This window comes from Wolbachia endosymbiont of Cylisticus convexus (genome assembly GCF_003344345.1).
Genome location: NZ_QPIP01000054.1, coordinates 1 through 10,834 on the forward strand (window position 1 = coordinate 1; position 10,834 = coordinate 10,834).

The 10,834-nt window shown below is 35.7% G+C and carries 11 protein-coding genes and 4 pseudogenes; all 15 read left to right on the forward strand.

Going from position 1 to position 10,834, the window contains the following annotated elements; genetic code table 11:
* Positions 1-596 (forward strand): annotated as a pseudogene (locus tag Wcon_RS06180) (hypothetical protein); the annotation flags it as partial.
* A 6-nt stretch (positions 597-602) separates the two neighbouring features.
* Positions 603-1,152 (forward strand): annotated as a pseudogene (locus tag Wcon_RS06185) (hypothetical protein).
* A gap of 5 nt (positions 1,153-1,157) precedes the next feature.
* A complete protein-coding gene (locus Wcon_RS06190; RefSeq protein ID WP_114517596.1) occupies positions 1,158-2,336 on the forward strand; it encodes a phage tail sheath subtilisin-like domain-containing protein in 1,179 nt (392 codons plus the stop codon).
* A gap of 20 nt (positions 2,337-2,356) precedes the next feature.
* Positions 2,357-2,863: a phage major tail tube protein gene (locus tag Wcon_RS06195; RefSeq protein WP_114517597.1), complete on the forward strand. Its 507-nt coding sequence runs from the start codon at positions 2,357-2,359 to the stop codon at positions 2,861-2,863.
* A 46-nt stretch (positions 2,864-2,909) separates the two neighbouring features.
* On the forward strand, positions 2,910-3,167 hold the full coding sequence (locus Wcon_RS06200) for a phage tail assembly protein (RefSeq protein WP_114517598.1): 258 nt from the start codon (positions 2,910-2,912) through the stop codon (positions 3,165-3,167).
* A 109-nt stretch (positions 3,168-3,276) separates the two neighbouring features.
* Positions 3,277-5,604: a phage tail tape measure protein gene (locus tag Wcon_RS06205; RefSeq protein WP_114517599.1), complete on the forward strand. Its 2,328-nt coding sequence runs from the start codon at positions 3,277-3,279 to the stop codon at positions 5,602-5,604.
* Entirely contained in the window at positions 5,604-5,942 is a 339-nt protein-coding gene (locus tag Wcon_RS06210) for a phage tail protein (protein ID WP_114517600.1), read from the forward strand. Before Wcon_RS06205 ends, Wcon_RS06210 begins: the two co-directional genes overlap by 1 nt.
* On the forward strand, positions 5,939-6,148 hold the full coding sequence (locus Wcon_RS06215) for a tail protein X (protein ID WP_063631168.1): 210 nt from the start codon (positions 5,939-5,941) through the stop codon (positions 6,146-6,148). The genes Wcon_RS06210 and Wcon_RS06215 overlap by 4 nt, the downstream gene beginning before the upstream one ends.
* A gap of 1 nt (position 6,149) precedes the next feature.
* Complete coding sequence (locus Wcon_RS06220; protein ID WP_114517601.1) at positions 6,150-7,100, forward strand: contractile injection system protein, VgrG/Pvc8 family; 951 nt, start codon at positions 6,150-6,152, stop codon at positions 7,098-7,100.
* Positions 7,101-7,325: 225 nt separating this feature from the next.
* Positions 7,326-7,379: pseudogene (locus Wcon_RS12815) on the forward strand (hypothetical protein); the annotation flags it as partial.
* 21 nt (positions 7,380-7,400) lie between these two features.
* Positions 7,401-7,634 (forward strand): ankyrin repeat domain-containing protein, encoded by a 234-nt coding sequence (locus Wcon_RS12070; protein WP_338062149.1) that lies wholly within the window; start codon positions 7,401-7,403, stop codon positions 7,632-7,634.
* A gap of 66 nt (positions 7,635-7,700) precedes the next feature.
* Positions 7,701-7,928, forward strand: a complete 228-nt coding sequence (locus tag Wcon_RS06230) for a hypothetical protein (RefSeq protein ID WP_114517602.1) — start codon at positions 7,701-7,703, stop codon at positions 7,926-7,928.
* 21 nt (positions 7,929-7,949) lie between these two features.
* Positions 7,950-8,354 (forward strand): annotated as a pseudogene (locus Wcon_RS06235) (patatin-like phospholipase family protein); the annotation flags it as partial.
* Between the two features lie 509 nt (positions 8,355-8,863).
* Positions 8,864-9,988 (forward strand): group II intron reverse transcriptase/maturase, encoded by a 1,125-nt coding sequence (gene ltrA, locus Wcon_RS06245; protein WP_237350083.1) that lies wholly within the window; start codon positions 8,864-8,866, stop codon positions 9,986-9,988.
* 18 nt (positions 9,989-10,006) lie between these two features.
* The coding region (locus Wcon_RS06250; RefSeq protein ID WP_114516781.1) for an IS256 family transposase at positions 10,007-10,834 on the forward strand (828 nt) is incomplete at its 3' end.

A 10,834-nucleotide genomic window follows, 5' to 3' on the forward strand; every position in this document is an offset into this window, starting at 1 on the left:
GTTAGTTTTTATCGGCCAAGACAACTAAGTTTTATAGAGGGAAGCAAGGGAACATTTATTTACGGAGAGTTATGCACAAAAAGCTTTTCGGGTAGTTATGATGAGATATACTATTACCCATATGCTGCACTTGGAGTAGTATTTGTAAAAAATACAACCAATGTGAACATAAATAAAGCAATAGAATTTGTTGGATCATCGTATTCGAGTACGGAGTATGGAGGTGCAGGATTATTTGTGGGAACACCAGATAATACCAATTCTAATAAATCAAGAATTTCAAGAATAATATGGAAAAATGTTTACCAATACACGAGTTCTGATAGCAAATTAGCTGGATCTGGTAATGTGGAGATTCCAGCAGGAAAAACAGTTGCAATATTACTTTACACATCATCTTACCTGTATTCCAGAACACAAGTTAGTCAAGGTATGCTTGCATCAAATTATGTACACAACTATGGTCAATTTATTCAGTGGGGGATTTAAACATACGTAGCAATGTTCTAACTACAGGACTTGAAGTAGATGTGGAGAGAACGCTAAAAGCTTGGCAATGTCCAGGATTATCTAACACGTATGAGATTTGGAGGTAACAAACAATGTCTATCTACATTAGATTTGAAAATGATAAACAAGTAGAAACAACAACACTTGAAAGCAAGCCAACTGAAAATGATTGGTATGAAGCACCAGAAGATTTTGATTGGCAAAAAAGCTATTGTTTAACAGAAGGAGGAAAAATTGCTCAGCGTACTAAAGAAGATATACAAAAGGAGTTACTGGATAATGCGAAGCTTTTCTGTACTTAATAGTATGCGTTTTCATTATGATAATCATACTCACCAATATGCAGGGCATTCTCACCAAAAAGCTAAATCTTATGAGATTCAAGCGAAAGCCGCAAAAAGCATTCTAGCAGCACCAGAATCTATGAATGAAAAGGATAAAGAAATTATAGAACCTTTAGCAAAAGTCCGTGGCATTACGGTTATTGAAATGGCAAAAATAATAGAAAAGAAGGCAGAAAAAGCAGTAATTAAATGTGAAGAGCTTGAAGATTTAGCCAAGAGAAAGATTGAAGAAGCCAAGAGTGAAAATGAGCTACAGACTTTGCTCGATGATTTCAGAAAAAAAATACAAGAAAGTTAAAAGAAATGGCTGAAGAATTTTTACATGGTGTAAATGTTATTGAGGTAACCTCAGGGGCAAGAACAGTACGTACAGCTAAATCATCAGTGATAGGTGTAATTGGTACTGCACCTGAAGCGAACGTGCCACTGAATAAACCAGTATTAATAGCAGGAAGTTTAAAAGAAGCAGCAAGGCTTGGAAAGAGTGGAAGTTTACCTTCTGCAGTAAATGGAATATTTTCCCAAATGGGTGCAACAGTAGTAGTTATTAGAGTTGAAGAAAGTGAAAACATCAATCCAAAATTAAAAGAAGAAGAGACGCTGAAGAATATAATTGGCGGTGTTGATAAAGAGACTGGAGAGTATCAAGGGATTCAAGCATTCCTCAGTAGTGAAAGCATAGTTCATGTTGCTCCAAGAATACTGATTGCACCTCAGTTTACTCATCAATTGCCTGAATCTGAAAATCCTAAAAACCCAGTAGTAGCAGCTTTGATAGGAGTAGCAGAAAAGCTGAGAAGTATAATAGTAGCAGATGGTCCAAATACCAATGATGAAGAAGCAATAAAATGGCGAAAGAGTATCGATAGTTCAAGAGTTTACGTAGTTGATCCTTGGGTTAAGGTGTTTATTGAAGGAAAAGAAGAAATCTTGCCTCCAAGTTCATTTGTAGCTGGTTTAATAGCGAAAGTAGATAGCGAGCAAGGATTTTGGCACTCACCTTCAAATAAAGAGATAAATGGTATTATTGGAACAAGCAGGCCTATTGATTTTACGCTCGGTAATACAAATTGTAGAGCAAACCACTTAAATGAAAATGAAGTCACGACAATCATTCATCAAAATGGCTACAAGCTCTGGGGAAACAGGACATGTTCAAACGATGCGAAATGGGCTTTTCTATCAGTGAGGCGTACTGCAGATTTAATTAACGATAGTTTACTTCGAGCTCATCTATGGGCAGTTGATCGAAATATTACCAAAACTTACATAGATGATGTGATTGAGGGGGTGAATTCTTATTTGGCCAATTTAAAAGCCCAAGGAGCTATTATCAGCGGAAAATGTTATGCAACTTCAGAATTAAACACACCAGCAAATATTGCAAGCGGAAAAGTGTCTTTTGATTTTGAGTTTACACCACCATATCCAGCAGAACAGATTACTTTTAGGTCACACCTTGTGAGTGGTACAATATTATAAAAAGGGGAGAAAGAGGAAAAATGTTACCGAAAATACTGAGAAATTTTAACGTATTTGTTGATGGTCGTGGTTATGCAGGAAAAATAGATGAAATAACCTTGCCGAAGCTTACCATAAAAACCGAAGAATACAGAGCTGGTGGTATGGATATTCCAATAAATATTGATATGGGAATGGAAAAGTTAGAAGCAGACTTTACTTTTTCTGAATACGATACAGAACTCTTTCGGCTATTTGGCTTGATAAATGGAAACTCTGTATCTTTAACTCTTCGTGGTGGAATGCAAGGAAGTGGAAGTAATGAAGTTGAAGGAGTTATTATCAACCTTAGGGGCATATTTAAAGAATTTGATTTTGGTAGCTGGAAACCTGCTGAAAAAGCCACTCTAAAATGCACTGTAGCTGCTCATTATTATAAACTTACGATAGGTGGCAATGAGCTGATAGAGATCGATGCTGAAAATATGATAAGAAAGATAAATGGTGTTGATCAAATGGCCTTGCTGCAAACGGTTTTAGGTATTTAGGTTTAGTTTTAAAAAGATTTTAGAATTTTATTTTTTAGGAGAAAGTATGACAACAGTAAAACTTGATAATCCAATAACAGTTGATGGTATTTCTGTCTCAGAACTTACCATTAGACGTCCAAAAGTTAGAGATTATCTTGCTATTGAGAGACTTAATGGTAGTGATCTAAGTAAGGAAGTAACTTTGACTGCCAATTTGACATCAGTTGCAAAAGAAGCAATTGAAGAGTTAGATATTGCTGATTATGTGAAAATTCAAGAGGTATTAAAGGATTTTTTTTCACCGATTATCCAAAAAACTTGAGATTAGAAGTATTAATGTTCAGCTCTGTTGTAGGAGGCGGGGTTGAACAAATACTTGATATGGAGATTAATGAATTTATCTTATGGCATAAAGCAGCGAGGAAGGTACAATGTCAACATTATCTATAAAAATCGGAGCAGTTTTAGATGGAAGTTTTAATACTGTAATAAAAGGAAGTAGTAGTCAACTTACTCATCTTGGTGAGAATATAAGAAAGCTTGACTCATCTTTAAAATCAGTATCAAAGTTTAAGCAGTTAGGTCATGATGTTTTGACTAGCAAGAGGTCATGGAAAGGCTTTGAAGATCAAGTAAAATCTTTAGCTAAACAAATGAAGGCAATAGAGAAACCGAGCAAAACTTTAAAAGCAGAATTTGACAAGGCCAAAACCTCCGCAACAAAAGCAAAAGAAGCATATTTGAAAAAGAGAGATGCTTTGCATTCATTTAATGAAGAAGTAAGAAAAAGTGGAAGAAATATTAAGTCATTAGTAAGTGATCAATATAAACTTGGTTCTTCTATTGAAGTGCTAAAAGGTAAGTATGGTAAGCTTGGGTCTGCAATACGTAGTCACCAAAGTTTTTTAGCAAGCAAAGCACATTTTAAGTCACAAATTATAGAGACTATTGGGCTAGGGCTAACGCTTGCAGCTCCAGTTAAAGTTGCGATTGACTTTGAAAGTGCTATGGCTGATGTTACAAAAGTAGTTGATTTTGATGAAAAGACAAAGGAAGCTGATAAATTTGCAAAAAAGTTAAAAGAGATGTCACGTACTATACCATTATCGGCAGCAGAGTTAGCACAAATAGCTGCAAGTGGTGGTCAACTTGGTATTGACAAAAATGATCTTATGAAGTTTACAACAGTAGTTGCCAAAATGACCACAGCATTTGATATGTCTGCAGAACAAGCAGGAGATTCTATAGCTAAACTTTCTAACGTTTATGGAATTAATGTTAGTGAAATGGAACACGTTGGTAATGTGATCAACCACTTGTCAGATAACACTGCTGCTAAAGCAAAAGATATGGTTGAAGCTCTAGCAATAGTTGGTGGTACTGCAAAGCAGTTTGGATTAAAGTTTGAACAAACAAGTAGCTTAGTAAATGCTTTCATTAGTTTGGGCAAACAACCAGCAAAAGCTGCAACTGCTATAAATGCACTACTTTCAAAACTTCAAACTGCTGAAGGTCAAGGAAAAGAATTTAAGGAAGCACTAGAAGAAATGGGCATAGCCGCAGAAGAAATGGTACAAAGGATAAGTGAAAATGGGGAAAAAGCACTACTTTACTTTTTTCAAACTCTAAAGAAAATGGATAATCAGGAACGTTCTACAATCCTGATGAAACTTTTCGGTCAGGAATATCAAGATGATATTGCATTATTAGCTGGAAGTTTTAATAAGTATGAGGATGCAATAAAGTTATTGGCTAATACAGAAAAGTATGGAAGCTCTCTGCAAAAAGAATTCAAAAATCGTGCAGACACTACAGCCAATAAATTAAGACTCCTTCGAAATGCAATAGCTGAAGTTGGTATGAACCTGGGCTCGGTGATGCTGCCTACTTTAAAATTTATAGCTGAATTTTTACAAGAAAAAACTAGGAGCATAGCCTTATTTGCAGAAAAATATCCAACCTTAACTACAGCAATCATGGGAACTATAGCAGCTTTAATAAGTTTGAAAATCTTAGTAGTGGGCTTAGGTTATGGGTTTACTTTTTTAGCAAGTACAGTTCTCGGTTTAAGAGCAAAAATAATTGCAACATTTTCATTTTTATCAGCTACAGTTTTTCCTGCAGTAATAACAGGACTAAGAGCAGTAACACTCGCTGTAATGAGTAACCCGATTGGATTTTTAATAGCAAGTCTTGTTACTGGTGCAGCTCTTGTTATAACTAACTGGCAAAAGGTGAAAGACTTTTTCTCTAGCTTTTGGAAGTATATAAAATCGATAATAAAACCCATAGAAGAAGCTTTTTCATGGGTAGGAAATACTATTAGCAGTGTGTTTGGAAAAATCTCTGAGAATAGTCCATTGAAAGAATTTGAAAAAAGAAAAAGTATTGTTACTGAAATAAAAGCAGTCCATACTCCCCTAAAGAGTAATATTCTCAACAGTGGAAATCCTTTGCTAGGTAACAGTATAATTAAAGAATTTTCCAAGAGAAATCAGAATAGCTTCAGAATCAAAAGCCTTATTGAGGAAAAAAAATCCACAGAAAATGATAAGATATTTGCAGATTTTGCAACGAGTAAATTTGAAAACAAAGAACAGAAAACTATGAATCAAACTCAGAACATCACTAATAATTACACTATCAGCATTAAAGCAGAGCCAAATCAAGATATTCGTAATCTTGCAGATGAAGTAATAAAAAGAATAAGAGAAAAATCACGTGATGTTATGTTCGATACGGTAGATCCCATTTACTGATGCTATCCCTTGGTCCATATAAATTTACTCCGATAAGTTTGAAATATAGCAAAGAGAAGCGTTGGAGTGTGGTTGAGTGTATTGGTAAGCAATTACTACAGAATATTGGCCAGGGAGCAGAAAATATAGATTTAGAAGGAGTAATTTATCTTCATAATGGATTAGATCAGTTAAAGAATATAAAAGAGGCAGAAGAACCTCACACTTTAGTTGATAGCATGGGAAATGTTTTGGGGCAATTTGTAATTACTCGCTTTGAAGAAAAGCAAACATCATTTTTCTCTTGTGGATTGCCAAAAAAAGTTGAATTCAGTTTAAGTTTGAAGCGTTATTCATGACTATATATTACTTAGCAAAAGAAAATGATATGTTAGACTATATTTGCTGGAAGCACTATGGATTTACTTCAGGAGCAGTAGAAATAGTATTAGAAGAAAACCCTGGACTTGCGGAATATGGAAGTTTTTTACCGGCAGGACTGAAAATTAAGCTGCCTATAATTGAGAAACCTCTACAGAAATCAACCTTGAAGATTTGGGGGTAAGATGCAACCAGAGTTTATCATTGAAGGGTATGAATTAGCAAAAGACCGCTTGGTGTCAATGCATGTTACTGATGAATCAGGGACTATAGAAGATATAGCTGAAATATGTGTCGATTACAGGGATGATAACATAAAAGTTCCAAAAGAGCTAAAGATTGCTTTGGGATATAGAGAAACAGAGGTACTACCCATAGGTATATATAGAGTCAATGAAATTACAGTACAAAGTCCACCAAAAACCTTAATAATCAAAGCTCATGCAACAAATTTGATGATATCGCTAAAGGAAAAAGTATCCAGAGAATGGCACCAGATTACGTTAGGTAATTTAGTCAAGGAAATAGCAAATAAACATGGATATGGATACAAAGTTGCTGAGGAATTTAAAGACATATTAATACTACATATTGACCAAACTGAAGAGAGCGATATAAGTTTGTTGACTAGAATAGCTATAGAGCGCGAAGCCATGGCAAAACTGGCAGGAGGGTATATATTGTTTATTCCAAAAGGTGCAGCAAAGTCAGCAACGGGAAAAGCTTTAGGAACGACAACTATTAGACCTCAAGATCCAATCAATTGGAAAGTGCATTTTACTGTGCGTAATAAGTACAACTCAGTGATAGCGAAATGGCATAGCTATGAAAAGGGAGAGACCATATCGGAAAGAGTAGGTAGCGGCGAACCAAGTTACGCTATACAAACAATTTATCCAAATGCAGAGTCAGCACTGAGTGCAGCAAATGCCAAGTTGAAACAATTGAAGCGTAATAATGAGACTTTAGAAATGACAATACCAGGTAATCCAGAATTATGTGCAGAGGCAAAACTTAATCTTGTAGGGTTCAATCAGGATATAGATCGTGAATGGGTAATTGATAGAGCAGAACATACTTTAAATAGTTCAGGATATCGTACTGCATTATCGGCATCTTTTAGTAATTATGTTTAAGAGAAAATAAGTAAATTGCTGATTTAATGCAAAAAAAATGCTGAACATGAGCAAGAAACAAGCTACATTGTGGTTTATACTGGTAATAGTATGTGTTGTTATTACATATTACTATCAAAAATCCAAGGCCGCTGAAGAGTATCAGAAAATGTTAGAAATGTCAGCTAAGAACTGTGACTTAGAAACTGTGAAATCATTAGTAAAAAAAGTAGAGATGATTCAAGTATTAGCAAAAAGGCATTATATTATGCTTCAGAGAAAGGATGCTTAGAAATTGTTACATTTTTGTTAAACGAGGGGATGGATATAAATACTATTAGTTTAGCATTACTTGATGCTGCTGAAGGTGGTCAGTTAGAGATTGTAAAACTTTTGTTGGAGAGAGGAGCTAACCCTCATGTTGTAGACTGGAAAGGAAGAACTGCAAAAACTATAGCAATGAAGAGGTCATCTTATAGTGGAAATAAGAAGTCTTATAGAGAAATCGTAGACCTACTTGCTGAGGCAGAAAAAAATTATAAAACAGAAAAGTAACGACTAATTCATTTCTACAGTTTGAAACAAAAGCTTTCAATAGTTTTCATAATAAATTAAATCATTATGCAGAACCAAAAAATCCCAATTACGGTAATTATTACCATATTAATCCAAACCGTAGCATTGATATGGTGGTTATCCAAGCTAGACTCAAGGGTACAATTTCACGATAAACTTATTGAATATGGTTTAATGGAAAAAGTGTTAGTACTTGAGGAAAGGGTAAAAAATCTTTCTGAAGAATTAGATGAGTTTAAATTGCAGGTTTTAAGCGGAAAAATTAAATCTTAATATCCTTACCTAAATTTACAATTGATTAAATACATTTTATCCGTTGATGGAGGTGGTATTAGAGGCATCATACCAGCCATTATTCTAGCAGAAATAGAGCAAAGGACAAGGAAACAGATAGCTGAAATCTTTGATCTTATAGCAGGTACTTCAACCGGTGGAATTGTTGTAGCAGGGTTATGCAAAAAAGATGAACGGGGAAATCCCCAATATTCAGCAAATGATTTAGTTGAGCTTTACCAAGAATACGGGTCATATATTTTTAAATCTTCATTCTTCAGGCGATCAATATTATCTTGGTTTAACTGCGCACAATATCCACATAAAAATATTGAATCTGTACTGGATAAATATTTTGGAGAGGATATTCTAAAGAACACTTTAAGTAATGTGTTGATTACGAGTTACGATATTCAGAATAACTGCCGTGTGTCCAGAAAAGGTAAGTATGCTCAGTAGGAGACAAACCTACCAGGATAAAAGTCGGAGTCCTGTAGCTTGGGTAGCAATATGGAGGGAAACCAAGATATTGAAGCCTACCGACAACGTTATCGTAAGGATAATGGCAAATTATCAGGTTGTAGCGAAAGCGAACACACAGGTGGCCTCGAAAGTCTGCAAAACTAAAGGCTGAGCTCACGGCAATTGGGTGAAAGCAACATAGATAGCTGAAATACGAATGATACAGCATATCTACTTTAGCGGGGTGGTAGTGATGACATGATAATTAGGGCATACGAGGCAACTGGAGAAGCCCTCCTCATCCCAAGGAGAAATACCTTGGAGCGGTAGGTTCTATAACTGGAAACAGGAAATGAACCGAAGATGAAAGGGTGGCGGATGGGTGCGTAGTAGTGATGAAGTGAGGTAATGCTCATGGAGCAAAGGCACCCTACTAGTAAGAATCTTTTAACAAAAGGAAGGTAAAGGTAAAAATGACAAAAATGCCAATAAAATTACAAGACCTGAGAAGAAAGATATATATCAAAGCGAAAGCAGAACCGGAATGGCGATTCTGGGGAATCTATGTACACGTCTGCAAGATGGAGACACTAAAAGAAGCATATAAGCTAACAAAGAAAAGCAATGGGGCACCAGGAATTGATGGGGTAACATTCAAATCGATAGAGGCAGAAGGCTTAGAAAAGTATCTTCAGCAAATAAGACATGAACTAATAACCAAAACCTATAGCCCAAATAGGAACCGGAGAAAGGAAATACCAAAAGTTGAGGGAAAACTCAGAACGTTGAACATACCCTGCATCCGGGATAGAATAGTGCAAAGTGCACTAAAGCTAATAATTGAACCGATATATGAATCTGACTTTCAGAACGGATCATATGGATATAGACCCAAGAGAAAAGCGCATGAAGCAGTAAGCAGAGTAGCGAAAGCAGCAATCAAAGGCAATACAAAAGTTATTGACATAGACCTAAAATCCTACTTTGACAATGTACGACATCATATTCTTATGGAAAAGATTTCCAAAAGAATAAAAGATAAAGAAACCATGCACTTGATCAAGCTAATCCTTGAAACAGGAGGGAAACGAGGAATAGCACAAGGATCACCACTTTCACCACTACTAAGCAATATATACCTTAATGAGGTAGATAAAATGCTAGAGAAGGCAAAAGAGGTGACAAAAGAGGGAAAATATCGACATATAGAATACGCCAGATGGGCAGACGATTTAGTGATACTGATAGATGGGCACCAGAGATGGGAATGGCTCGAGAAATTAGTATACAAAAGGTTACAAGAAGAATTAGCAAAACTAAAAGTAGAAGTAAACGAAGAAAAGACAAAAGTGATTAATCTTAAAGAAAAAGGGACATTCAGCTTTCTAGGATTTGATTTTCAACAGAATATTACAAGACAAGGAAAGTGGAATGTGAGGATAACACCCAAGATGAAAGCACGAACAAACCTACTTCAAAAACTGAAGGAAGTATTTCGTTGTTATAAATCACAACCAATAGGGAAAGTGATCCATATCATTAATCGGGAATGTTCAAAAAAGTGTGTCAAACCGAAAAAAAGTAATAAATTGATATAAAAAAATGGAGGTTTGACAATGAGTCAAAAAGTAGTAAACAGAACTAACGGATTGGTAGATTATAAAGAGTTGGAAACAAATATCCTGTCGTCTATACGAGAAGGAAGACCGTTGACAGGAAAGGAGGGAGCATTAACACCATTTATAAAAAAGCTGCTGGAGGCGAGTCTAGAAGGTGAAATAGAAAACCATTTATTAGCTGAAAGTGAAGAAAATAATCGCAGAAATGGGAGGAATGGAAAGACTTTACGTACAAGTGCAGGTTCATTTGAGCTGTTAACGCCAAGAGATAGAGAAGGAAGTTTTGAGCCGCAAATAGTCAAAAAAAGGCAAACAAGCTTACATCCAGAGCTTGAAACGAAGATTTTGAGCACATTTGCCAGTGGTATGAGCTATAGAGATATAGCGTCACACGTTGAGGAAATTTATGATCACAAAATATCGGTAGCAGAGATATCAAGTATTACCGACAAATTACTGCCTATAATCAATGAATGGCGTAGTCGTCCACTGCAATCAGTATACCCGATAGTATTTATGGATGGGATGTTCTTTAAGGTCAAGGAGGATGGACATTGCGTAAGTAAATGTATGTACAATATATTGGGCATAGACCAAAATGGCAGAAAAGAAGTCCTGGGCTTTTATTTGGCTGAAAGTGAAGGAGCTAACTTTTGGTTGGAAGTGCTAAATAACCTCAAAGAAAGAGGAGTAGAAGATATTCTGATTGCATGTGTAGATGGGCTAAAAAGCTTTCCTGCAGCCATCAACAGTGTATTTCCCAGTGCAGAAGTGCAGCTATGTATAGTACACCAAATAAGAAATTCTCTGAAATATGTATCCAGT

Excerpts from the sequence above, each read along its gene's own strand:
- Wcon_RS06190 (WP_114517596.1), top strand. The coding sequence starts at position 1,158 with ATGGCTGAAGAATTTTTACATGGTGTAAATGTTATTGAGGTAACCTCA.
- Wcon_RS06195 (WP_114517597.1), top strand. The coding sequence starts at position 2,357 with ATGTTACCGAAAATACTGAGAAATTTTAACGTATTTGTTGATGGTCGT.
- Wcon_RS06200 (WP_114517598.1), top strand. The coding sequence starts at position 2,910 with ATGACAACAGTAAAACTTGATAATCCAATAACAGTTGATGGTATTTCT.
- Wcon_RS06205 (WP_114517599.1), top strand. The coding sequence starts at position 3,277 with ATGTCAACATTATCTATAAAAATCGGAGCAGTTTTAGATGGAAGTTTT.
- Wcon_RS06210 (WP_114517600.1), top strand. The coding sequence starts at position 5,604 with ATGCTATCCCTTGGTCCATATAAATTTACTCCGATAAGTTTGAAATAT.
- Wcon_RS06215 (WP_063631168.1), top strand. The coding sequence starts at position 5,939 with ATGACTATATATTACTTAGCAAAAGAAAATGATATGTTAGACTATATT.
- Wcon_RS06220 (WP_114517601.1), top strand. The coding sequence starts at position 6,150 with ATGCAACCAGAGTTTATCATTGAAGGGTATGAATTAGCAAAAGACCGC.
- Wcon_RS12070 (WP_338062149.1), top strand. The coding sequence starts at position 7,401 with ATGGATATAAATACTATTAGTTTAGCATTACTTGATGCTGCTGAAGGT.
- Wcon_RS06230 (WP_114517602.1), top strand. The coding sequence starts at position 7,701 with ATGCAGAACCAAAAAATCCCAATTACGGTAATTATTACCATATTAATC.
- ltrA (WP_237350083.1), top strand. The coding sequence starts at position 8,864 with ATGACAAAAATGCCAATAAAATTACAAGACCTGAGAAGAAAGATATAT.